The following is a 22,797-nucleotide window of genomic DNA, read 5'->3' as shown; positions in this document are numbered from 1 at the left end:
CCTGTGGAACAACGCTTGAGGGACTGTGGCGGATGCCAGGCGTTGGTTGCGGGGGCAGGACTTGAACCTGCGACCTTCGGGTTATGAGCCCGACGAGCTGCCAACTGCTCCACCCCGCGTCTGAAGGAGATGGATTATGGGCGATCCAGCGGCGCATGGCAAGCACTATTTGTGTCGCTGGTTCAATTCGTTCGCCGCTGCGGGCAAGTCAATCCATCACAACGTGATATGAATCGCTGCCAGCGCGATGGCGCAATGGCGCGGTGCGCTCACTCGGCGGGCCCCAGCAAGCGATCGACCAGCGCATAGCCCGCGCCGAACGCCGCCACCTCGGCCGCATGGCGCGTGGCGAACTGCTGCGGCCCGCTGGCAAGCAGCTCGGTGTCGCCCGCGTCCGCCGGATCGGCTCCTTCCTGCGATACGCGCACTTCGTAACCCCAACGGCCGATGCTGCCCTGCCCTTGCGGCGACACCAGGACGTAGACGTCCATGCCGCGATACGCCTCGACGCGCCAGTCTGCGTTGTCCATGTGCGCGACTCCCGGATCCGTGATGGTTCTTCGAGACTAGGAGGCGCCACGCGCGACCGCAAGGCATAACGCGAGCACGTGACAACGCGGCCTGCATGCCGTAGCGGCAATGACATCGGCAAAGCATGCAGCAAAGCAAAAAGGGCTTCCGTTTCCGGAAGCCCTCTTCTTTCTGCATAGGTGGCGCGGCTGGCAGGATTCGAACCCACGACCCCTTGGTTCGTAGCCAAGTACTCTATCCAACTGAGCTACAGCCGCACGCGAGAAAAAGATTATAACCCAGTTTTCGTTTTTGTGAAGCCCCCTCCCAACTTTTTTGTGATCTTTATTGGGACGGGTCGAAGCGGCACGGCCCGCAGGCAGCCTGCCAGCGGGCTTTTCCTATAATGGCAGACTGAAGAAGTGATCCAGACCATGAACAAGGCATTTGTCAAAGAGTCCTCTGGCGACGAGGACGACGATCTTCCCGAAGGCGCAGCGCCGCTGCCACCCGGCACCAAGAACTACATCACCGCGGCAGGCTATACGCGCCTGCGCGATGAGCTGATGCACCTGATCGATGTCGAGCGGCCCGACGTGGTGCAGATCGTCTCGTGGGCGGCGTCCAATGGCGACCGCTCCGAGAATGGCGACTATCTCTATGGCAAGAAGCGCCTGCGCGAGATCGACCGCCGCATCCGCTTCCTGACGCGCCGCCTGGACAAGGCCGAAGTGGTCGACCCGTCCCTGCAGGGCGACAACGACCAGATCTTCTTTGGCGCCACCGTCACCTACGCGCACGCCTCGGGCGAAGAGACCACCATCACCATCGTCGGGATGGACGAGGTCGACCTCGACCACAACCACGTCAGCTGGATCTCGCCGATCGCCAAGGCGCTGCTCAAGGCCCGCGAAGGCGACACCGTGCCGTTGCGCACGCCGGCCGGCGTCGAGCAGATCGATATCCTGGAAGTCCGCTACCCGGTGCGCAAGCAGTAAGCCGGCGCCGGCGCCTTAATTATCGTTGCGGTCGCGGAAGATGCGGATGACGTCCGGGTTGCGGCGCAGCCCGCGCATCACGTTGGCCAGATGCAGGCGGTTCTGCACCTGGATGATAAACTGCATGTAGGTGGCTTCCTGATGGCCGGCGTCCTGCTGCTCCATCGCCACGTGGGCAACGTTGGCGTCGGCCGCGGTCAGGTCCGCCGCCACGCGCGCGACGATGCCCTTGACGTTGCGCACCATCACCTTGATCGAAACGTCGAAGGCACGCGTGGTCTTCTTGGCCCACATCACGTCGATCCAGTGCTCCGGATCCTTGCTGTGCAGGCGCTTGGCGATCTTGCAGTCCTGCACGTGGATCTGCAGCCCTTCGCCCTTGCCCAGGTAGCCGACGATCGAATCGCCGGGGATCGGGCGGCAGCACGCCGAGAAGATCATCGACATGCCTTCGTCGCCGGTGATCGGCACCGCGGGCGCTTCCTCGCCGGCAAAGGTCTGCACCGCCGCCAGCAGCGCGCTGTCGACGTCGCCGGACAGCTCCTGCAGCAGGATCTCCATGCGCTTCGCCACCACCGCCGGCACGCGCCGGCCCAGCGCCAGGTCGGCGAAGATATCTTCGCGCTGCTTGTTGCCGGTCCACTGGATCATGCGGTCCCACACCGACTGCGGCACCGCTTTCAGTTCGATGCCGAGCTGGCGCGCCGACTGCTCCAGCAGGCGCTCGCCCAGCTGGATCGCCTCGTCCAGCTTGGTGGTCTTGAGATAATGGCGGATCGCCGCGCGCGCCTTGCCGGTGCGCACGAACGACAGCCAGGCGGGGTTCGGCTTGGAGTATGGCGCGGTCACCACCTCGACGATGTCGCCGCTCTTGAGCTCGGTGCGCAGCGGCAGCATCTCGTTGTTGATCTTGACCGCGACGCACTGGTTGCCCAGGTCGCTGTGCACCGCGTAGGCGAAATCCAGTGCGGTGGCGCCGCGCGGCAGCGCGCGGATATGGCCCTTGGGCGTAAACACGTAGACCGCGTCGGGGAACAGGTCGATCTTGACGTGCTCGAGGAATTCCTGCGAATCGCCGGTCTGGCTCTGGATATCGAGCAGCGACTGCAGCCACTGGTGCGCCTGCTGCTGGATATCGTTGGCGTGATCGGCCTGGTGCTTGTACATCCAGTGCGCCGCCACGCCGGCCTCGGCGATCTGGTGCATGTCGCGCGTGCGGATCTGGAACTCCACCGGCGTGCCGAACGGTCCCACCAGCGTCGTGTGCAGCGACTGGTAGCCGTTGATCTTGGGGATCGCGATGTAGTCCTTGAACTTGCCCGGCATCGGCTTGTACAGGCCGTGCAGCGCGCCCATCGCCATGTAGCAGTGCATCTGCGTTTCCACCACCACGCGGAAACCGTATACATCCAGCACCTGCGAGAACGACAGCTGCTTGTCGTGCATCTTGCGGTAGATGCTGTACAGCGTTTTCTCGCGGCCGGAAAGCTCGGCGACGATGCCGGCATCTGCCAGCCCCTTCTGCGCGGCCTCGAGGATGCGCTTGACCACCTCGCGCCGGTTCCCGCGCGCGGCCTTGACGGCCTTTTCGAGCGTGGCGTAGCGGAACGGCGAGCCGACCTTGAACGACAGTTCCTGCAGCTCGCGATAGATCGTGTTGAGACCGAGACGGTGCGCGATCGGCGCATAGATCTCCATGGTCTCGAGCGCGATGCGGCGGCGTTTCTCCGGCGGCACGAAGTCGAGCGTGCGCATGTTGTGCGTACGGTCCGCCAGCTTCACCAGGATCACGCGCACGTCGCGCGCCATCGCCAGCAGCATCTTGCGGAAACTTTCCGCCTGCGCCTGCTCGCGGCTCTGGAATTCGAGCTTGTCCAGCTTGGTCAGGCCATCGACCAGTTCGGCGACCTTGGGGCCGAATTTCTCGGCCAGCTCGCTCTTGGTGATGCCCTGGTCTTCCATCACGTCGTGCAGCAGCGCCGCCATGATGGACTGCACGTCCAGCTTCCAGTCCGCGCACAGCTCGGCCACCGCCACCGGATGGGTGATGTAGGGCTCGCCGCTCTGGCGGTACTGGCCGAGGTGGGCCTCGTCGGAAAACTGGAAAGCCTCGCGTACGCGCGCCAGGTCGGGCGCCTTCAGGTACGCGAGCTTCCCCATCAGCCGGGTGATGGAAATGACCTGCTGGCGCGGCGGCACCGCCGGCTGCGAGGTCGGGCCGAAGAAGTGCCGGTATGACTGCGCCAGCACAGCATCGATAAACAGGCTGTCGGCCACCGGCGGCGCCACGGGCTGCACCGTGGCCAGTTCGTCGTGCACGGCGGCGCCGCGGGCCTTCCCAGGCGCCAGCGCGGGCGCGACCGCGCGCTCGCCGACAACATCGTCGCCGAGCGGATCGGGAAGATTGGGAGCGCCGGTGCGCGCGTTCACGGAAGACTGGCCCGGAATGGTGCGCTTACGCGCCGCGGGCGGGGCCGCATCGCCAGGCGCCGGCGCGACGGCGGTCGGCGACGGCTGGGATGGAGGCTTGGAGGGCGGATGCGGCGATGGCATGGCGGCGGCCCGGGAAATCCGGCTGGAGAGCCTGGAACAATGCTGGCACGATGCAGGAATGAGCCATGGGCCGCCTGGTCGATCAGGTCGGGACCTTTTTCAGCATCTCGATGCCGACCTGGCCCGACGCGATCTCGCGCAGTGCCACCACGGTCGGCTTGTCCTTCGCTTCGACCTTGGGCGTGTGGCCCTGCACCAGCTGGCGCGCACGGTACGTGGCCGCCAGCGCGAGCTCGAAACGATTCGGAATGTGTTTCAGACAATCTTCGACGGTAATACGCGCCATATCAAATCCACCTTGGGACAAAACCTTACGTTGGGTTGCTATTTTACAGCACGCGGCGGGAAACGCCGGTGGCGCCCCGCGCGACTGTCATCGGCGGGCACGGTTTCAGTGGATGCCCAGCTCGATGAACAGCTCCGCATGCCGCGCCTTCTGCGACGAAAAGCGCAGCCGCGTGGCGCTGATCACGTTGCGCAGCTGCTCCAGCGCATCGTCGAACACCTCGTTGATGATGACGTAGTCCGACTCCGAGGCGTGGGCCATTTCGCTGCCCGCGGCCAGCAGGCGGCGCACGATCACGTTGGGCTCGTCCTGGCCGCGCTTTTTCAGGCGCTCTTCCAGCGCGGTCAGCGACGGCGGCAGGATGAAGATCTCCACCGCGTTGGAAAAGCGCTGGTGCACCTGCTGCGCGCCCTGCCAGTCGATCTCGAGCAGCACGTCGTTGCCTTGCGCCATCTGCTGCTCGATCCACACGCGCGAGGTCGCGTAGTAGTTGCCGTGCACTTCGGCCCATTCCAGGAAATCGCCGCGGTCGCGCGCGGCGCGGAACGCATCGACCGTCACGAAGTGATACTCGCGGCCGTCCTCCTCGCCTGGGCGCGGTGCACGCGTGGTGTGCGAGATCGACAGGCGGATGGCCGGGTCCTGCGCCAGCAGCGCGTTGACCAGCGTCGACTTGCCCGCGCCCGAGGGCGCCACCACCATGAAGAGGTTGCCGGGATAGACCGTGTCGATGGCCGTGTGGGAGGTCGCCGGGGAGGTCGGATTGGCGGCCGATGGAGAAGTTTGGCTCATGATGATTCGGTGACTGTCTTACTCTAGATTCTGGACCTGCTCGCGCATCTGCTCGATCAGCAGCTTGAGCTCCATCGAGGCATCGGCCAGCTCCTTGGCGGCGGCCTTGGAGCCCAGCGTGTTGGCCTCGCGGTTGAGCTCCTGCATCATGAAGTCCAGGCGCTTGCCGACCTGGCCGCCCTTCTTCAGGATATGGCGCGTTTCGTTCAGGTGGGCCTGCAGCCGCGACAATTCTTCGGCGATATCGATGCGGATGCCGTAGACGGTGGCTTCCTGGCGGATGCGCTCGGCGATCTCGTCGCGGTTCATCGACGGCATGCCGTTGGGCGCGGCCAGGTTGAAGGCTTCCTGCAGGCGCTCGGTCAGCTTTTCCTGGTGGTGCGCGATCAGCTGCGGGATGGTCGGGGTCAGGCGCTCGACGATCGCCAGCATGGCGTCGATGCGCTCCGTCAGCGTGGCCTTGAGCGCGTCGCCCTCGCGGCGGCGCGCTTCCAGCAGCTGCTCGAGCGCCTCGCGCGCGGCGCCAAGCACGGCCTCGCGCAGCGCCTCCTGCGACAGCTCGGGCTCGACCAGCACGCCGGGCCAGCGCAGGATCTCGCCCATGCGCAACGTGCCGGCAGTGCTGAAGGTGGCGGCCACGGTGGTTTCGAGCGCGCGGATCTGCGCCAGCAGCCCGTCGTTCAGCGCCAGCGTGGCGCCGCCGGCATCGGTGCGCTGCAGGTTGATGCGGCATTCCAGCTTGCCGCGCGACAGCTCGGCCATCAGCATCTCGCGCAACGCCGGCTCGAACGCGCGGCACTCCTCGGGGGCCCGGAACAACAGGTCGAGGAAACGCGAATTGACAGTGCGGAATTCCACCGAGACGGACGCGGTGCGCCCGCTGGGCTCGCCCTGCGCGTTGGTCAATGGCGCCTGGCGCGTCGCCAGGCCGTAGCCTGTCATGCTGTGGATCATTGGTTGTTCTCGTGATTGGCGCCGCGCCAGCCGGAAGCTGCGGCGGCCTGCCGGCGCCCGCCCGCCCGGCCGGCGCGCGGCGCAGCCTGTGGGGGCGCCCTCAAAACGTTGAAAGGCGGGCAATAACGCCCGTATTTGTGTTCTTTACAAGTGACCGATTAGCCCGGACAATCCGGAGGCAAATCCGTCCGGAGGCAAATCCGCGGGGGCAACTCCGGTCCTATTCCCATGACAGAGCCAAAGGGCACGCCACAACCGAAGAGTGCACCGCTGCCCGTCGGCACGCTGCTGTCCAACTATCGTATTGTAAAGAAGTTGGCCAGCGGGGGGTTCAGTTTCGTCTACCTGGCCACCGACGAAACCGGCGCGCCGGTCGCCATCAAGGAGTACCTGCCGTCGTCGCTGGCGCGGCGCAACCCGGGCGAACTGATCCCCGTGGTGCCCGAGGAAAACGCCGCGGCGTTCCGGCTGGGCCTGAAGTACTTCTTCGAAGAGGGCCGCTCGCTGGCCCGCATTTCCCATCCCAGCGTGGTGCGCGTGGTGAACTTCTTCCGCGAGAACGCCACCGTCTACATGGTGATGAACTACGAGCTGGGCAAGACGCTGCAGGAACACGTGCTGGCGGCCCGGCAGCAGGGGCGCGCCAAGGTGCTGCGCGAGCATTTCATCCGCAAGGTCTTCCACGACCTGATGAGCGGCCTGCGCGAAGTGCATATCCACAAGCTGCTGCACCTGGACATCAAGCCCGGCAACATCTACCTGCGCGAGGACGAGTCGCCGATCCTGCTGGATTTCGGCGCGGCGCGGCAGACCCTGACCATGGAGGCGGCGCGCTTCCAGCCGATGTACACGCCTGGCTTTGCCGCGCCGGAACTGTACGGCAAGCACACTGACCTGGGCCCGTGGACCGACATCTACAGCCTGGGCGCGACGCTCTACGCCTGCATGGCCGGATTGCCGCCGCAGGAAGCCAACCAGCGCGAAAAGGACGACCGCATGGGCGAGGCACTGATGCGGCTGCGCAGCAGCTACACCAATGGCCTGGTCGACCTGGTCGAGTGGTGCCTGAGGCTGGAGCCGTCGGGACGCCCGCAGAGCGTATTCCGGCTGCAGAAGGAGTTGCGCGAGCAGACCAACGCGCTGGGCGAGCAGGCGCTGGCGCCCGCGACCCAGGCGCCCGCCACCGCCGCCGCGCCGCCGGAAAAAGCGCCCGCGACCTCGCGCTTCCTGACGTTGCTGCGCCGGCGTGACGAGCCGGCTCCCGGCGCAAGCGTCGACTGAATCACAAACCCGGCCGCAGCGGCTCCGCGCGCTGCCGGGCCATCGAACCCCAGGAAAGCCAACCAGCCAACATGCGATTCTCTGTCTACCAGGAAAGCAGGAAAGGCGGCCGCCGCATCAACCAGGACCGCATGGGCTATTGCTTCACGCGCGACGCGCTGCTGATGGTGCTGGCCGACGGCCTGGGCGGCCACGCCCACGGCGAAGTTGCCGCGCAGCAGGCCCTGCAGACGCTGGCGCGCCAGTTCCAGCTGCAGGCGCGGCCCGCGGTGCGCAACCCGGCCGAGTTCCTGCAGGACACCATCATGCTGGCGCACCGCGAGATCCACCGTTATGCCGAGGCCAACCAGATGGCCGACGTACCCCGCACCACGGTGGTCTGCTGCCTGGTGCAGCACGGCCAGATCCACTGGGCACATGCCGGCGATTCGCGCTATTACCTGCTGCGCAAGGGCCGGCTGCTGACGCGCACGCGCGACCACTCCAAGATCGAGAACCTGTTGCAGCAGGAGCGCGTGCTGCCGATGGAGGTGGCCAACCACCCCGAGCGCAACAAGCTCTACAACTGCCTGGGCTCCCCCAACCTGCCGCTGATCGACCTGGGCGGGCCGGTGCGACTGGACCCGGGCGACGTCGCCCTGCTGTGCTCCGACGGCCTGTGGGGCCCACTGGACGAGCCGGTGCTGGTGGACAAGCTGTCGCGGCTGTCGGTGGTGCAGGCGGTGCCGGCGCTGATCGACCAGGCGCTGCAGCAGGCCGGCGAAGGTGCCGACAACACCACCGGCATCGCCATGATGTGGGAGCTGGACAACAACACCGCCGGCCAGGATGCGGTGATGACCGACACCCTGCCGCTCAATGCCTTCACCACTTCGATCCTGGAGCGCACCGGCACCGACAGCGACCTGCTGTCCGAGGAAGAGATCGAGCGCTCCATCGCCGAGATCCGCGCCGCCATCGACAAGACCAGCAACCTGATGCGGTGATGGCGCCCCGCAGGGGGCCGGCACGGGTCGGCGCGCCAGCGCGCGGCGGCCGGCAGCGGTAGAATCGCGGACTCTCCCCTCTACCCCTTGCGGACAAACCATCTCATGCGACCCAGCGGCCGCGCAGCCGATGCGCTGCGTTCCATCAGCCTTACCCGCCACTACACCCGCCACGCCGAAGGCTCCGTGCTGTGCGCCTTCGGCGATACCAAGGTGCTGTGCACCGCCAGCGTGCTGGCCAAGGTGCCGCCGCACAAGAAAGGCAGCGGCGAAGGCTGGGTCACGGCCGAATACGGCATGCTGCCGCGCGCCACGCATACGCGTTCCGACCGCGAGGCCGCGCGCGGCAAGCAGACCGGCCGCACCCAGGAAATCCAGCGCCTGATCGGCCGCGCCATGCGCTCGGTGTTCGACCTGGCGGCGCTGGGCGAACACACCCTCCACCTCGACTGCGACGTGCTGCAGGCCGACGGCGGCACCCGCACCGCGGCCATCACCGGCGCCTTTGTCGCCGCCCATGACGCGGTCGCGACCATGCTGCGCGACGGCCTGATCGCCACCAGCCCGATCCGCGACCATGTCGCCGCGGTCTCGGTCGGCATGGTCGACGGCGTGCCGGTGCTGGACCTCGACTACGCCGAGGACAGCAACTGCGACACCGACATGAACGTGGTCATGACCGGCAGCGGCGGCTTTGTCGAGGTGCAGGGCACCGCCGAAGGCGCGCCCTTCAGCCGCGCCGACCTCGACGCCATGACGCGCCTGGCCGAAGCCGGCATCGCCCGCCTGGTGCAACGCCAGCGCGAAGCGCTGGGCCTGGCCTGAGCCACGGAGCCCCGCGATGCAACGCCTGGTACTGGCCTCCAACAATCCCGGCAAGCTGCGCGAATTCGGCGCACTGCTGGCCCCGCTCGGCTTTGACGTGGTGACCCAGGGCGAGCTCGGCATCCCCGAGGCCGAAGAACCCTTTGCCACTTTCGTCGAGAACGCGCTGGCCAAGGCCCGTCATGCCAGCCGGCTCGCCGGCCTGCCCGCGCTGGCGGACGACTCCGGCATCTGCGTGCAGGCGCTGGGCGGCGCGCCCGGGGTCTATTCCGCCCGCTATGCGCAGATGGCGGGGCAGGCCCGGTCGGATACGGCCAACAACGCCTACTTGGTCTCGCAGCTGGCCGGCAAGCTCAACCGCCACGCGTACTACTACTGCGTGCTGGTGTTCGTGCGCCACGCCGAGGACCCGTGCCCGATCATCGCCGAAGGGGTGTGGCATGGCGAGGTCGTCGACGCGCCGCGCGGCGCCGGCGGCTTCGGCTATGACCCGCACTTCCTGCTGCCGGCGCTGGGCAAGACCGCGGCGGAGCTGCCGCCGGAAGAGAAGAACCGCGTCAGCCACCGCGCCCAGGCGCTGCGCGCACTGGTGGCCCGGCTGCAGGCCGAGGCCGCGGAGCCTGTCACGCGATGATTCCGATCGTACCGGCCTCGGCGGCCATGCCCGTCGACAGCAAGCAGCTGTGGCTCAAGCCCGGGCAGATCAGCCTGCCCGGCTCGCCGCCGCTGTCGCTGTACGTGCATATCCCGTGGTGCGTGCGCAAGTGCCCGTATTGCGATTTCAATTCGCACGCCGCGCCCGGCGCCGACAGCCACGAGATTCCGGAAGACCTCTACCTTGACGCGCTGCGCGCCGACCTGGAGCAGTCGTTGCCGCTGGTATGGGGGCGCCCGGTGCATACGGTCTTTATCGGCGGCGGCACGCCCAGCCTGCTGTCGGCGGCGGGCATGGACCGGCTGCTGTCGGATATCCGCGCCCTGCTGCCGCTCGACGCCGATGCCGAGATCACGATGGAGGCCAATCCCGGCACCTTTGAAGCCGACAAGTTCGCCAGCTACCGCGCCAGCGGCATCAACCGGCTGTCGATCGGCATCCAGAGCTTCAACGACCGCCACCTGCAGGCACTGGGCCGCATCCACGGCGGCACCGAAGCGCGCCGCGCCATCGACATCGCCCAGGCCAGCTTCGACAACATCAACCTGGACCTGATGTACGCGCTGCCGGGCCAGACCCTCCAGGAATGCCAGGCGGACGTCGAGGCCGCGCTGGCCTACGGCACCACGCACCTGTCGCTGTACCACCTGACGCTGGAGCCGAACACGCTGTTCGCGAAATTTCCGCCAGCGCTGCCCGACGACGACACCGCGTACGAGATGCAGGACTGGATCGAAGCGCGCACCGCCGCGGCGGGCTATCGGCACTACGAGACCTCGGCCTATGCCAGGCCGCATCGCGAGGCGCGCCACAACCTGAACTACTGGCGCTTCGGCGACTACCTTGGCATCGGCGCCGGCGCGCACGGCAAGCTGTCGTTCCCGCAGCGCGTGCTGCGCCAGATGCGGCACAAGCATCCGGCGACCTACATGGCGCAGGCCATGGCCGGCAACGCGGTGCAGGAAGCGCGCGACGTCGGCGCTGACGAGCTGCCGTTCGAGTTCATGCTCAACGCGCTGCGCCTGACCGACGGCGTGCCGGCCTCGAGCTTCCACGACTACACCGGGCTGCCGCTGCACACCATCAGCCGGCAGTTGGCCGAGGCCGAGAAAAAAGGCTTGCTGGAAGCCGACCTGACCACCATCCGCCCCACCGAGCTGGGCCGGCGCTTTCTCAACGACCTGCAGGAGATGTTCCTGAAGGACTGAGCGGCCCGCACGCCGGCAGCGTTAAAAAAAAGGCCACGCAAGCGCGTGGCCTTTCACTTCTGGCAAACGTCAGGCTGGCAGGTCAGTACGGCGTGGCCATGTCGTTGGCCACGCGCGCGCGCATGCCCACTTGCAGGCTGCCCAGGTTGGACTGCGTCACCGTGGCGAGGCGTCCGTCATCGAGCCGCACGTTGACGCGATAGACCGTCTGCGTATTGCTGCCCGCGCGCTTCTCGACCTGGTTGCCGGCCACGGCACCGAGCACGGCACCGCCGATGGTCGCTGCGGTCTGGCCGCTCCCGCCGCCGATCTGGTGGCCCAGCAAGCCGCCCGCGGCGCCGCCGATGACGGTGCCGAGCAGGCCCGAGCTGCCCTGCGTGGTGGTGATCGGTTCGATCGATTCAACCCGGCCGTAGTAGACCGCGCCGGCCGGGGCCTGCGAGGCGTTGGGGGTCTGGTAACCCGGAGGCGGCGCGTTGGAGCCGGTGTTGTAGCCCTGGTCGTAGCCGCTGTTGTAGGGCGCCGCACAACCGGCCAGCGCAGCCGCCGCGGCCACCGGAACGATCAGCCATGTCTTGCTAGGGATTCGCATTTTGAGTTCTCCTCTGTTGCCAGGTCAAAGCCGGGGATGCGGCACACACCGCAGTGCCCGGCACGACAATATGAGCGATGGCGCGATGTGAAGGTTCCGCCTTGTCAGACAGAGCCCGACAGCGCGGCAACCCAGGTGGCAGCGAATTTGCGGCTGCGCGCTTGCCGCGATGCAAGTCCCCATCAGGGCACGCGGGCCTTGTATAATGCGCGGCCAGACCGTTGCGTCTCCATGCGGCAATGCGCCGGAGGCCCCGCCCTTTCGCGCTACAATGCCCGCACTTTTCCGGAAGCGTGGCCGAGTGGTTTAAGGCAGCAGTCTTGAAAACTGCCGATGGGGTGACCCATCCGTGAGTTCGAATCTCACCGCTTCCGCCAGACAAGAAAACGGCCCGCACCAGCCACTGGCGCGGGCCGTTTTTCATTCGGCGTCGTCGATCCCCCGCTTCAGCAAACGGTAGGCGTCGGCTTCGGAAATCCCGAGCCGGTACTTGGTGGCCAGCACGCGCGCCAGCCCGCGGGCGGCGCCCGGAGGGCTGTGGCGCAGCTGCTCCCGGTAGGCCTCGACTTCGTAGCGCAGGCGCCAGCGCCGGCTGCCCAGGTAGAGCACGCCCATCAGGCCCCAGCTGCGCCAGAACTGGCGCACGTGGACCTTTTCATGTTCGATCAGCGCCTCGCTGGCGCCGGGGCGCAGCAGGATCAGCGGACCGGGCGTGAAGCCGTCAAACCCGCGCGGGATCAGCCAGCGGGTTTCGATGACCAGGCACAGGGGCGAGCGGCAGCAGCGGAGCATGTCTCTAGCATAGCGCGCATGCCGCGCTCGCGCCGTGGCGTGGGGCGCGTTCAGGCCGCCGCGCGCAGCGGCGTGGCGGCGGCCGGGTTCGCCGGCGCACCGGCCTGGCCGCGCGAGCGGCCGGAGCTCAGGTAGCCGGCGATCGATTCCTGCGTGACCTCGCCCAGATAGGCGCCATCGGCGCCCATCACCGGCAGCCAGCTGGTGTTGTGCTGGTACATGCGCGACAGCACGATGCGCAGGTGCTCGTCGAACGCGGCCGTGGCGGCGAACGGGCGCATCGCGTCGCGGCACAGGCCCTGGCCCGCGCGCGCGTCGCGGCGCGTGACGTAGCCCAGCGCCACCTGGGCGTCGTCCACCACCGGCAGGTGGCGCACGTCGGCGTCGTCCATCACCGCCAGGGCTTCGGCCAGCGGCATGCCGGGGCGGCAGCTCGGCGGCATGGTGGCGGCATCGCCGGCGCGCACCAGCAACAGGCGCTTGAGCGTGTTGTCATGTCCGACGAAGGCCTGCACGAACTCGTCGGCGGGATGCGCCAGCAGCGCGTCGGGGTGGTCGAACTGCACCAGCTTGCCACGGCGGAACACCGCCACCTTGTCGGCCAGCTTGATGGCTTCGTCGATATCGTGCGAGACCATGATCACGGTCTTGCCGAGCTGGCGCTGCATCTGCAGGAACTCGTTCTGGATGCTCTCGCGGTTGATCGGGTCGACCGCGCCGAAGGGCTCGTCCATCAGCAGCAGCGGCGCGTCGGCGGCCAGCGCGCGGATCACGCCGATGCGCTGCTGCTGCCCGCCGGACAGCTCGCGCGGATAGCGCGACAGCAGCCGGTTGGGATCGAGCTGCACCATCGCCATCAGCTCGCGCGCGCGCTCGCGGCACTGCTTGAAGTCCCAGCCCAGCAGGCGCGGCACCACCATGATGTTCTCTTCGATGGTCATGTTGGGGAACAGGCCGATCTGCTGGATCACATAGCCGATCTTGCGACGCAGCGTCACGCCATCGAGGCCACGCGTATCCTCGCCCTCGATGCGCACCGTGCCCGAGGTCGGCTCGATCAGCCGGTTGATCATCTTCAGCGTGGTGGTCTTGCCGCAGCCCGAGGGGCCCAGGAAGACGCAGATCTCGCCGCGCGGCACCGTCAGCGAGACGGCGTCGACGGCGCGCATCTCGGTGCCGTCCTTCTGCGGGAAGGACTTGGTGAGTTGGTCGAGTTCGATCATAGCCGGATTCCTTTCGGCGTCAGCGCCCGCTGCAACCACTGCAGCAAGGCGTCCGCCACCATGGCGAGCAGGCTGACCAGGACCGCGCCCACCGCCAGCTTGCTCATGTTGCTCTGGCTGATCGCCTGCAGGATCAGCACCCCAAGGCCACCCGCGCCGATGATGGCGGCGATGGTGGCAACCCCGATATTCATCACCACGGCGGTGCGCACGCCGCCGAGGATCACCGGCACCGCCAGCGGCAGGTCCACCAGCCGCATCCGTTGCCAGGTGGTCATGCCGATGCCGCGGCCCGCTTCCTGGATGCCGGGGTCGACATTGGCCAGCGCGGTGTAGGTGTTGCGCATGATCGGCAGCAGCGAGTACAGGAACACCGCGGTCACCGCCGGCACGTAGCCGAGCGCGTGGCCGAAGCGGGCGAACACCGGGATCATCAGCCCGAACAGCGCGATCGACGGCAGCGTCAGCACGATCGTCGCCAGCGCCAGCAGCGGCGTCGCCAGTGCGCGGAAGCGCGTGATCAGGATGCCCAGCGGCACCCCGATCAGGATCGCCAGTCCCACCGCCGAGCTCACCAGCGCCAGGTGCTCGCCGGTCAGCCTGAGCAGCGTGGGCCAGCCGTGTTGCAGGTATGCGAACAACTCCATGCGACCCTCCTCAGATCAGTCCGTGGCCGTGCAGGAAGTCCTCCGCCACCTTGTCCACCGGCTGCTGGCCGATGTCCACCTTGTAGTTCATCTCGGTCATGCTCTGGTTGTCGAGCTTGGCCGCGAGCGCATTGAGCAGGCCCGCCAGTTCCGGATGCCGGTCCAGCACGGGCTTGCGCACCACCGGCACCGCGTTGTACGGCGGGAAGAAATGCTGGTCATCCTCGAGCAGCACCAGGTCGAAGCCCTTGACGCGGCCGTCGGTAGCGTACACCAGGCCCAGCTCGACCTGGTTGTTCTTCAGCGCGGTATAGACCAGGCCCGGATCGAGCTGGATCACGTCGCGGCGCGAGAACGGCAGCTGGTACAGCGCCTTGAGCGGCTCCAGCCCGTCCGGGCGCGCGGCGAATTCCATGTCGACGGCAAACGGATGGCTGGCGTCGGCGCGGCGCATCTGCTCGGCAAAGGCCGACAGCGTAGTCGCGCCGCTGGCGGCGGCGCGCTCCTTCGGCATCGCCAGCGCGTAGGTGTTGTTGATGCCCGAGGCCTCGAGCCACACCAGCCCGCGCGCGCCGTCAAGCTGCTTGACGCGCGCATAGCTTGCCTGCGCGTCGAGCTTCTCCTCGACCTTGTTGAACACGATCAGCGCGGTGCCGGTGTAGTCCCACACCACGTCGAGCTGGTCGTTCTCCATGGCCTGGCGCATCAGCGTGCTGCCCAGGCCGGCGGTCAGCTCGGCGTCGAAGCCCTTCGCGCGCAGGTACTTGGCGGTCATCGACGACAGCAGCAGCTGTTCGGTGAAGTTCTTGCCGCCCACGCGGACGGGCGCGCCCGCGGCCCGGGCCCCGGGCGCGGTGGCCAGCGCCAGGCCGGCGGCGAAGGCGGTGACCGCCGCCACCAGCAGCATCGCCCGGCGGGCGCGGCGGCGCAGGTATTGCATCTGTTTTTCCATTTCGGTGTCCCCGGTTCAGCGCGCCAGGCCGCGGCGGCGCAGGTACAGCTGGCCGGCGGCGGCGAACAGTGCATCGAGCGCCAGCGCCAGCAGCGCGGTGGCGGCGGCGCCCAGCAGCAGCAGCGGCTGGTTGTTCAGGTAGATACCCGGGAAGATCAGCTCGCCCAGGCTGTTGGCGCCGATCAGAAACGACAGCGGCACGGTGCCGACGTTGATCACCAGCGCGATGCGGATGCCGGCCAGCATCACCGGCAGCGCGTTGGGCAGTTCCACCCGCGCCAGGCGCTGCACCGGGGTCATGCCGATGCCGCGCGCCGCTTCGAGCAGCGTGGGCGAGACATTGCGCAGGCCCTCGTAGGTGTTGCGCACGATCGGCAGCAGCGAGGCCAGCCACAGCGCCAGGATGGCGGGCCGCTCGCCGATGCCGAGCACGGCCAGCGCCAGCGCCAGCACCGCCAGCGACGGCACGGTATTGCCGACATTGAAGACCTGCATCAGCCGGTCGGCCCAGCGGCGCATGCACGGGCGGCTCAGCGCGATGCCGGCCGGGATGCCGGTGGCCAGCGCCAGCGCCATCGACAGCACCACCAGCCGCAGGTGGTCGGCGACGTCGTAGAGCAGGCGCTCCTGGTACTGGCGAATCACATCGACGCCGATCCACGCCACCAGTGCGGCCAGCGCGGCAAGCGTCAGTCCTGCCCAGGCCATGGCCCGTGCCGATTGCTTTGACATACTCTCCCCTTTCCAACCCCGGAAAGCGCGCAGCACGCCACTTCCCGGCGACGGAAAACAATATGGGCTGGTGCGTGCGGAGAAGGGGCGCCACCAGGCCCGGTTCAGATTGCATTGCCGCCATGACCGGCACGATTGCCGGCGGACGGTCTGTGGATTCGTCCGCCGTGGGCGGGGAATCGCGATTGACGGGATGCCGTTGGGCGGCACTCCCTGAAGCGGCGCAACCGGCGGTGCAAGCACATCGCGGGCGGTTGGCCAGTGGCAACGCAAGTATTGAAGTTTTCCGACGCGCCGCCGGTCCATCGGCCGTTGACTGGCAAGGGCTGGCGGGAGTTTCCCCACCCTGCTTCTCGCATCAACGGATGACAAAGAGAGCGCTATTATAGCGATCTTCATCGATCTTGTCACCTTCGGCGATTTCGGAGCGGATCTGCCGCCGATCTTCTGGGTTTTTGCGAGCCGGGCTAGGGGCAGCGGGCAGCGCACATGGCAGTCGGCCATCGTTCTGAATTTGGTCCGCCATGGATCAATTTGCCGCATGAGCGGAACAATCTGTTGCCCTGGCACCCTCTACTCTTTCCCGGCCAAACCACTAAATTGGCGAGGTAGCTGAAACGACGGACCGGCCAGCCATCAGCCGCGCCGGACCTCCCCACAGGAGCAAGACATGGATAACCGTACCCTCGCCACCATTCCCGCCGCCGCCGCGGAAAGCGTGCAGCGCTCGCGCACCGTCGACCGCGTGGTGCGCGGCATCGCCACTTCGGACGGCGCCGGCGTCAAGCTGACGCGCGTGCTGACGCAGAACCTGCAGCGCCGGCTCGACCCGTTCCTGATGCTCGATGCCTTCGGCACCGACAGCAAGGACGATTACATCGGCGGCTTCCCCGATCATCCGCATCGCGGCTTCGAGACCATCACCTACATGCTGGCCGGACGCATGCGCCATCGCGACAGCGCCGGCAACGAAGGCCTGCTGCAGAACGGCGGCGCGCAATGGATGGTGGCGGGCGCCGGCGTGGTGCACTCGGAAATGCCCGAGCAGGAAGACGGCCGCATGGAAGGCTTCCAGCTGTGGCTGAACCTGCCGGCCGCCGACAAGATGACGGCGCCGTGGTACCGCGACCTGCCCGCCGCCGAGATCCCGACGGTAGCGCTGGAGCATGGCGCCACCGTGCGCGTTCTGGCCGGCGCGAGCCATGGCGTGGCGGGTGCGATCACGCGGCCGGTGACCGAGCCGGTCTACCTGGACGTCGACCTGCCGGCCGGCCAGGCCTTTGCGCAGTCGCTGCCGGCCGGGCACAACGCCTTTATCTACGTGTACCGGGGCCAGGTCTCGGTGGGCGCAGGCGACGATCGCGCCGTGATCGAAGCGCAGCGCATGGGCGTGCTGGACAACGCCGGCCAGTCCGACGGCGTCATCGTCACGGCCGACGCCGACGCGCGCTTCCTGCTGATCGCCGGCCGCCCGCTGAACGAGCCGATCGCGCAGTACGGCCCGTTCGTGATGAACACGCAAGAGCAGATCTACCAGACGCTGGCGGATTTCCGCGATGGGCGCTTTGCGACGATCGCGGCGGGTTCCGGGGCGTGACGCTGGCCGGAGCCCGGGGGCGTCCGTGCTTCGGCTGGTTTGCTCCCCTCTCCTGCTGGCGGGAGAGGAAAGAATCCCCTCGCAGTTCCGGCGTCGTCTGCAACCACAAGCCGCCGCCTCCACCAGGAGGCGGCGGTTTTTTTCGTGCCGTTGCCGGCATGCGACTTGCAACCTGCCTGCAACCGTTGCGGGGACTGGACACTCGCCCGTTTCGGGCCTTCCAGACCCCGCACACTTATATAATTCGTCGCAAATATCAAGCATCACCCGTTCATGATGAATGCTGCAATGCGTCGCGGCGATGCTGCGCCACGCACTGCCGCGCTTTGACGCATCCCCCGTTGCTGCCACAACAACAACCCGAGCCGCCTCAGTGACATCACAACTCCCTCCCCGGCTGGCGCTGGCCCATATCAGCAAGCGTTACCCGGGCGTCGTCGCCAACGACGACGTCAGCCTCAGCGTTGCACCCGGCGAGATCCATGCCGTGCTGGGCGAAAACGGCGCCGGCAAGTCCACCCTGATGAAGATCATTTTCGGCGCGGTCCGTCCGGATGCCGGCGAGATGCACTTCAACGGGGCACCGGTCAGCATCGGCAGCCCGCACGACGCGCGCAACCTGGGCATCGCCATGGTGTTCCAGCATTTCTCGCTGTTCGACACGCTCACCGTCACGGAAAACATTGCGCTGGGCCTGCCCGCCGCGCAGCAGGGCAACATGAAGCAGCTGGCCGAGCGCATCCGCGCCACCGCCGAGCGCTACGGCCTGCCGCTGGAGCCCAACCGCCATGTGCACACGCTGTCGGTCGGCGAGCGCCAGCGCGTCGAGATCGTGCGTGCGCTGCTGGCCAGCCCGCAGCTGCTGATCCTGGACGAGCCCACTTCGGTGCTGACGCCGCAGGCCGTGGAAACGCTGTTCGTCACGCTGCGCCAGCTGGCCGCCGAAGGCACCAGCATCCTCTATATCAGCCACAAGCTCGACGAGATCCGCGCGCTGTGCCATCACGCCACCGTGATGCGCATGGGCAAGGTCACCGGCGTGTGCGATCCGCGCCAGGAAACCGCGGCGTCGCTGTCGCGCCTGATGATCGGCGGCGAGCCGCCGCGCGAGGCGCGCGTGGCCGCGCAGCGCGGCCCGGTGCGCCTGAGCGTGCAGGGCCTGTCGCTGCCGCGCGCGCATGCGTTCGCGACCGAGCTGAGCGGGGTTTCGCTCGATGTGCACGCGGGCGAGATCGTCGGCATTGCCGGGGTCTCGGGCAACGGCCAGCAGGAGTTGCTGGCGGCGCTGTCCGGCGAGGACACGCGCGCCGACGCCGCCTCGGTGCAGTTCGATGGCAAGCCGGCGGGCCGCCTCGATGCGCGCCAGCGCCGCCGCGTCGGGCTGGCCTTCGTGCCGGAAGAGCGCCTGGGCCGCGGCGCGGTGCCGGGCATGAGCCTGGCCACCAATATCCTGCTGTCGCACCAGACCCCGCCCTATGTCCGGCAAGGCATGATCTCGCCCGGCGCCGCCAGCGGGCTGGCGTCGGCCGTGATCGGCCGCTTCCGCGTCAAGGCCAGCGGGCCGCAGGCGCTGGCGCGCAGCCTGTCGGGCGGCAACCTGCAGAAATTCATTGTCGGGCGCGAGATCGAAAGCGGCCCGAAGGTGCTGATCGTGGCGCAACCGACCTGGGGCGTAGACGTCGGCGCCGCGGCGCAGATCCACAACGAGATCCTGGCGCTGAAGGCCACCGGCTGCGCCATCCTGGTGGTGTCGGAAGAGCTCGACGAGCTGTTCGCGATTTGCGACCGGCTCCACGTGATCGCCAAGGGGCGGCTGTCGCCGTCGGTGTCCGCCGAGACCGCCACGCGCGAGCAGGTCGGGCTGTGGATGAGCGGATTGTGGCAAGGCGGCCCGGCCCCGGCCCATGCCGGCACGGAGGTGGCAAGCCATGGCTGAGGTGCGCACCCTGATGCCCCGTTCTCCCCTGACGCTGGCGCCGCGCGGCGTGCCCTCGCGCGCGATGGCGTACGCCTCGCCGGTGCTGGCGCTGGCGCTGACGCTGCTGTTCGGCGCGCTGCTGTTCCTGGCGCTCGGCAAGGATCCCGTGGCCGCGCTCAAGGTGTTTCTGGCCGATCCGCTGCGCGACCGGCGCGCCATCGGCGAGGTGCTGCTCAAGACCGTGCCGCTGGTGCTGTGCGCGCTGGGCCTGTCGGTGTGCTACCGCGCCAACGTGTGGAATATCGGCGCCGACGGCCAGCTGATTGCCGGCGGCATCTGCGCCGGCGCGGCGGTGCTGTATTTCGATGTGCCGGGACAAGCGATGAGCGGCACCGTGGTGCTGGGGCTGGCGTCGCTGGCCGGCATCGCCGGCGGCATGGCGTGGGCTTCGCTCACCGCGCTGCTCAAGGACCGCTTCAACGCCAACGAGATCCTGGTCTCGCTGATGCTGACCTATATCGCGCAGCAGCTGCTGCTGTGGGTGGTCAACGGGCCGCTGAAGGACCCCAACGGCATGAACTTCCCGCAATCGAAGGTGTTCTCGTCCGAGTACCTGCTGCCCAACCTGATGTCGGGCTCGCGGCTGCATGCCGGCTTTGTGGTGATGCTGGTGCTGGTGGCGGTGATGACGGTGTTCGTGTTCCGCAGCTTTGCCGGCTACCGGCTGCAGGTGGGCGGCACCGCGCCGGCCGCGGCGCGCTATGCGGGCTTTTCGGCGCGCAGCGCGCTGTGGAGTGCGCTGCTGATCTCGGGCGCCACCGCGGGACTGGCCGGCGCGTTCGAAGTGGTCGGCCCGATCGGCCAGCTGCTGCCGTCGATCTCGCCGGGCTATGGCTTCACCGCCATCATCGTCGCCTTTATCGGCCGGCTGCATCCGGTCGGCACCGTGTTCGGCGGCATCATGATGTCGTTGTTCTATATCGGCGGAGAAATGGCGCAGTCGCGGCTGGGCCTGCCTTCGGCCATCGGCTGGGTGTTCCAGGGCATGCTGCTGTTCTTTTTGCTGGCGTGCGACACGCTGATCGACAACCGCCTGCGCTGGCGCGCCACCACGGCCTGAGCGGAGCCCACCAAGACCATGGAACAACTCGCTCCCCTCATCGCCACCGCCATCAACGCCGGCACGCCGCTGCTGCTGGCGGCGCTGGGCCTGCTGATCAACGAACGCTCGGGCGTGCTCAACCTGGGCGCCGAAGGCATGATGCTGGTCGCCGCGGTGGCCGGCTTCATGGTGGGCTACCAGACCCAGTCGCCGCTGCTCGGCTTTGCCGCCGGCGCGCTGGCGGGCATGCTGATGGCCACGCTGTTCTCGTGGCTGGCGCTGGTGCTGGCCACCAACCAGGTGGCTACCGGGCTGGCGCTGTCGATCTTCGGCACCGGGCTGTCAGCCTTCATGGGCCAGCGCTTCGTCGGCTTCGCCATGCCGGCGCAGGCCAAGGCCGTGCCTGGCCTGGCCGACCTGCCCTTTATCGGGCCGGCCTTCTTCCAGCATCACTGGATGGTGTATTTCAGCCTGCTGCTGTGCTGCGCCATCATGTGGTTCCTGTTCCGCACGCGCGCCGGGCTGACGCTGCGCGCGATCGGCGAATCGCCCGAGTCGGCGCATGCGCTGGGCTACCCCGTGCGCACCATCCGCTTCGGCGCGCTGCTGTTCGGCGGTGCCTGCTGCGGGCTGGCGGGCGCCTACCTGTCGCTGGTCTACACCCCGATGTGGGTCGAGAACCTGGTGGCGGGCCGGGGCTGGATCGCGCTGGCGCTGACCACCTTTGCGACATGGCGGCCGGGCCGCGTGCTGGTGGGCGCGTGGCTGTTCGGCGCCGTCACCATCCTGCAGTTCTACCTGCAGGGCGTGGGCGTGTCGGTGCCGTCGCAGTTCCTGTCGATGCTGCCCTACGCCGCCACCATCGTGGTGCTGGCGCTGATCTCGCGCAATCCGGCGTGGATACGCCTGAACATGCCGGCGTCGCTGGGCAAGCCGTTCCGCCCCGGCAACGCCTGATCGTTTTTCTGACGGAAATCCCGAGCCATCAACGATTCACACAAGGAGAAATCATGATCGTCACGCGCAGGAAGACCCTGGCGGCGCTGGCCGCCACCGCCGTGCTGGCCCTGGCAGGCTGCGGCAAGAAAGAGGCCGACAAGCCCGCCGAACCCTCCGGCGCCGCTTCCGCGCCCGCTGCCGGGCAGGCGGCCGAGCCGCTCAAGGTCGCCTTCGTCTATATCGGCCCGGTCGGCGACGCCGGCTGGACCTTTGCGCATGACAACGGCCGCAAGGCGGTCGAAGAGAAGTTCGGCAACAAGGTCAAGACCACCTTCGTCGAGAACGTGCCCGAGTCCGCCGCCGACGCCGAGCGCGTGTTCCGCGACCTCGCCAGCCAGGGCAACAAGCTGATCTTCGGCACCACCTTCGGCTACATGGAGTCGATGCTCAAGGTGGCGAAGGAATTCCCGGACGTGAAGTTCGAGCACGCCACCGGCTTCAAGACCGCCGATAACCTGGCCCAGTATGACGTGCGCACCTATGAGGGCGCCTACCTGGCGGGCGTGGTCGCCGGCAAGATGAGCAAGACCGGCAAGATGGGCGTGGTCGCGTCGGTGCCGATCCCCGAGGTGATCCGCAATATCGACTCGTTCACGCTGGGCGCGCGCAGCGTCAACCCGAACGCGACGGTCAAGGTGGTGTGGGTCAACAAGTGGTTCGATCCGGGCAAGGAACGCGAAGCCGCGACCACGCTGATCGGCCAGGGCGTCGACATGCTGATGCAGAACACTGACTCCGCCGCCGTGGTGCAGACCGCGCAGGAGAAAGGCGTGCATGCCTTCGGCTGGGACAGCGACATGACCAAGTTCGGCGACAAGGCCCACCTGGCCGCGTCGGTGATCTCGTGGGGCGTGTACTACAACAAGGTGGTCGAAGACGTGCTGAACCAGCAGTGGAAGAACAGCACCACGTGGTGGGGCCTGAAGGAAGGCATGATCGACCTGAAGAGCTACAACGCCGAGGTGCCGGCTGGGGTCAAGGCACTGGTCGACGAGCGCAAGAAGGGCATCATCGACGGCACCGCACCAATCTGGAAGGGCCCGATCAAGGACAACACCGGCAAGGAGCAGCTGGCCAAGGACCAGGTCGCGGACGACAAATTCCTGCACGGCGTGAAGTTCTATGTCGAGGGCGTGGAAGGAAAGATTCCGGGTTGAGCATCGGCGCGCACCTCCGGAACTTGAAGCCCGCGGGA

At 67.6% G+C, this 22,797-nt stretch carries 22 protein-coding genes and 3 tRNA genes; 12 read left to right on the top strand and 13 right to left on the bottom strand.

The features are described 5' to 3' along the window. Positions 1 to 43 precede the first annotated feature (43 nt). From CBM2586_RS04555 to CBM2586_RS04545, 3 genes are all read right to left on the bottom strand, one after another. A tRNA-Met gene (locus CBM2586_RS04555) sits at positions 44 to 119 on the bottom strand. A gap of 150 nt (positions 120 to 269) precedes the next feature. Then, the gene (locus CBM2586_RS04550) at positions 270 to 530 is read right to left on the bottom strand and encodes a hypothetical protein (RefSeq protein WP_018006978.1); all 261 of its coding nucleotides are present in this window, start codon (positions 528 to 530) and stop codon (positions 270 to 272) included. A 181-nt stretch (positions 531 to 711) separates the two neighbouring features. Beyond that, positions 712 to 788, bottom strand: a tRNA-Arg gene (locus tag CBM2586_RS04545). A gap of 156 nt (positions 789 to 944) precedes the next feature. Here CBM2586_RS04545 and greB point away from each other — a divergent pair. Beyond that, complete coding sequence (gene greB / locus CBM2586_RS04540) at positions 945 to 1,508, top strand: transcription elongation factor GreB (RefSeq protein WP_115688640.1); 564 nt, start codon at positions 945 to 947, stop codon at positions 1,506 to 1,508. Positions 1,509 to 1,523: 15 nt separating this feature from the next. On the opposite strand, the gene CBM2586_RS04535 is transcribed toward greB, so the two are convergent. The 4 genes from CBM2586_RS04535 to CBM2586_RS04520 form a co-directional block, all read right to left on the bottom strand. Next, on the bottom strand, positions 1,524 to 3,938 hold the full coding sequence (locus tag CBM2586_RS04535) for a RelA/SpoT family protein (RefSeq protein WP_115688638.1): 2,415 nt from the start codon (positions 3,936 to 3,938) through the stop codon (positions 1,524 to 1,526). 205 nt (positions 3,939 to 4,143) lie between these two features. Then, a complete protein-coding gene (gene rpoZ / locus CBM2586_RS04530) occupies positions 4,144 to 4,347 on the bottom strand; it encodes a DNA-directed RNA polymerase subunit omega (protein ID WP_006578656.1) in 204 nt (67 codons plus the stop codon). Positions 4,348 to 4,452: 105 nt separating this feature from the next. Further along, positions 4,453 to 5,139, bottom strand: coding sequence for a guanylate kinase (gene gmk, locus CBM2586_RS04525; RefSeq protein WP_115662663.1), 687 nt, complete (start codon positions 5,137 to 5,139; stop codon positions 4,453 to 4,455). Between the two features lie 18 nt (positions 5,140 to 5,157). Then, positions 5,158 to 6,093, bottom strand: coding sequence for a YicC/YloC family endoribonuclease (locus CBM2586_RS04520; RefSeq protein ID WP_115686927.1), 936 nt, complete (start codon positions 6,091 to 6,093; stop codon positions 5,158 to 5,160). A 228-nt stretch (positions 6,094 to 6,321) separates the two neighbouring features. Between CBM2586_RS04520 and CBM2586_RS04515 the strand changes: the two genes are divergently transcribed. The 5 genes from CBM2586_RS04515 (at position 6,322) to hemW (ending at position 11,048) form a co-directional block, all read left to right on the top strand. After that, on the top strand, positions 6,322 to 7,374 hold the full coding sequence (locus CBM2586_RS04515; protein ID WP_115662665.1) for a serine/threonine protein kinase: 1,053 nt from the start codon (positions 6,322 to 6,324) through the stop codon (positions 7,372 to 7,374). A gap of 71 nt (positions 7,375 to 7,445) precedes the next feature. Continuing rightward, the gene (locus tag CBM2586_RS04510) at positions 7,446 to 8,360 is read left to right on the top strand and encodes a PP2C family protein-serine/threonine phosphatase (protein ID WP_115662666.1); all 915 of its coding nucleotides are present in this window, start codon (positions 7,446 to 7,448) and stop codon (positions 8,358 to 8,360) included. Between the two features lie 105 nt (positions 8,361 to 8,465). After that, on the top strand, positions 8,466 to 9,185 hold the full coding sequence (gene rph, locus CBM2586_RS04505; RefSeq protein ID WP_115662667.1) for a ribonuclease PH: 720 nt from the start codon (positions 8,466 to 8,468) through the stop codon (positions 9,183 to 9,185). A gap of 16 nt (positions 9,186 to 9,201) precedes the next feature. Next, the gene (gene rdgB / locus CBM2586_RS04500; protein WP_115662668.1) at positions 9,202 to 9,819 is read left to right on the top strand and encodes an RdgB/HAM1 family non-canonical purine NTP pyrophosphatase; all 618 of its coding nucleotides are present in this window, start codon (positions 9,202 to 9,204) and stop codon (positions 9,817 to 9,819) included. Next, the gene (gene hemW / locus CBM2586_RS04495; RefSeq protein ID WP_115662669.1) at positions 9,816 to 11,048 is read left to right on the top strand and encodes a radical SAM family heme chaperone HemW; all 1,233 of its coding nucleotides are present in this window, start codon (positions 9,816 to 9,818) and stop codon (positions 11,046 to 11,048) included. Before rdgB ends, hemW begins: the two co-directional genes overlap by 4 nt. 82 nt (positions 11,049 to 11,130) lie before the next feature. On the opposite strand, the gene CBM2586_RS04490 is transcribed toward hemW, so the two are convergent. Next, positions 11,131 to 11,640 (bottom strand): glycine zipper 2TM domain-containing protein, encoded by a 510-nt coding sequence (locus CBM2586_RS04490; RefSeq protein WP_115662670.1) that lies wholly within the window; start codon positions 11,638 to 11,640, stop codon positions 11,131 to 11,133. Positions 11,641 to 11,927: 287 nt separating this feature from the next. On the opposite strand from CBM2586_RS04490, the gene CBM2586_RS04485 reads away from it, so the two are divergent. Beyond that, positions 11,928 to 12,017, top strand: a tRNA-Ser gene (locus tag CBM2586_RS04485). Positions 12,018 to 12,060: 43 nt separating this feature from the next. On the opposite strand, the gene CBM2586_RS04480 is transcribed toward CBM2586_RS04485, so the two are convergent. Genes CBM2586_RS04480 through CBM2586_RS04460 form a run of 5 tightly spaced genes read right to left on the bottom strand, consistent with a single transcriptional unit; the run spans position 12,061 to position 15,986 of the window. Then, a complete protein-coding gene (locus tag CBM2586_RS04480; RefSeq protein ID WP_115686926.1) occupies positions 12,061 to 12,432 on the bottom strand; it encodes a hypothetical protein in 372 nt (123 codons plus the stop codon). A gap of 50 nt (positions 12,433 to 12,482) precedes the next feature. After that, the gene (locus tag CBM2586_RS04475; protein WP_115662714.1) at positions 12,483 to 13,655 is read right to left on the bottom strand and encodes an osmoprotectant ABC transporter ATP-binding protein OsmV; all 1,173 of its coding nucleotides are present in this window, start codon (positions 13,653 to 13,655) and stop codon (positions 12,483 to 12,485) included. Continuing rightward, positions 13,652 to 14,302: an ABC transporter permease gene (locus tag CBM2586_RS04470; RefSeq protein ID WP_115686925.1), complete on the bottom strand. Its 651-nt coding sequence runs from the start codon at positions 14,300 to 14,302 to the stop codon at positions 13,652 to 13,654. The genes CBM2586_RS04475 and CBM2586_RS04470 overlap by 4 nt, the downstream gene beginning before the upstream one ends. Before the next feature lie 10 nt (positions 14,303 to 14,312). Further along, the gene (locus CBM2586_RS04465; protein ID WP_115686924.1) at positions 14,313 to 15,242 is read right to left on the bottom strand and encodes a glycine betaine ABC transporter substrate-binding protein; all 930 of its coding nucleotides are present in this window, start codon (positions 15,240 to 15,242) and stop codon (positions 14,313 to 14,315) included. Positions 15,243 to 15,269: 27 nt separating this feature from the next. Beyond that, complete coding sequence (locus tag CBM2586_RS04460; protein ID WP_115662717.1) at positions 15,270 to 15,986, bottom strand: ABC transporter permease; 717 nt, start codon at positions 15,984 to 15,986, stop codon at positions 15,270 to 15,272. A 670-nt stretch (positions 15,987 to 16,656) separates the two neighbouring features. Between CBM2586_RS04460 and CBM2586_RS04455 the strand changes: the two genes are divergently transcribed. The 5 genes from CBM2586_RS04455 (at position 16,657) to CBM2586_RS04435 (ending at position 22,759) form a co-directional block, all read left to right on the top strand. Beyond that, on the top strand, positions 16,657 to 17,583 hold the full coding sequence (locus tag CBM2586_RS04455; protein ID WP_115686923.1) for a pirin family protein: 927 nt from the start codon (positions 16,657 to 16,659) through the stop codon (positions 17,581 to 17,583). Between the two features lie 373 nt (positions 17,584 to 17,956). Next, positions 17,957 to 19,519: an ABC transporter ATP-binding protein gene (locus tag CBM2586_RS04450; protein ID WP_115686922.1), complete on the top strand. Its 1,563-nt coding sequence runs from the start codon at positions 17,957 to 17,959 to the stop codon at positions 19,517 to 19,519. After that, positions 19,512 to 20,621 carry an ABC transporter permease gene (locus tag CBM2586_RS04445; protein ID WP_115686921.1) on the top strand — a complete coding sequence of 370 codons (1,110 nt, stop codon included), beginning with the start codon at positions 19,512 to 19,514 and terminating at the stop codon, positions 20,619 to 20,621. Before CBM2586_RS04450 ends, CBM2586_RS04445 begins: the two co-directional genes overlap by 8 nt. A gap of 18 nt (positions 20,622 to 20,639) precedes the next feature. Beyond that, positions 20,640 to 21,560, top strand: a complete 921-nt coding sequence (locus CBM2586_RS04440; protein ID WP_115662721.1) for an ABC transporter permease — start codon at positions 20,640 to 20,642, stop codon at positions 21,558 to 21,560. 53 nt (positions 21,561 to 21,613) lie between these two features. Further along, positions 21,614 to 22,759 carry a BMP family ABC transporter substrate-binding protein gene (locus tag CBM2586_RS04435; RefSeq protein ID WP_115686920.1) on the top strand — a complete coding sequence of 382 codons (1,146 nt, stop codon included), beginning with the start codon at positions 21,614 to 21,616 and terminating at the stop codon, positions 22,757 to 22,759. The last annotated feature ends 38 nt before the right edge of the window (positions 22,760 to 22,797 follow it).

The sequence above is a fragment of the Cupriavidus taiwanensis genome, from assembly GCF_900250115.1.
Classification (GTDB): Bacteria; Pseudomonadota; Gammaproteobacteria; order Burkholderiales; family Burkholderiaceae; genus Cupriavidus; species Cupriavidus taiwanensis_B.
Note: the sequence above shows the minus strand (reverse complement) of the source record. Positions and strands in the feature narration are given on the sequence as shown.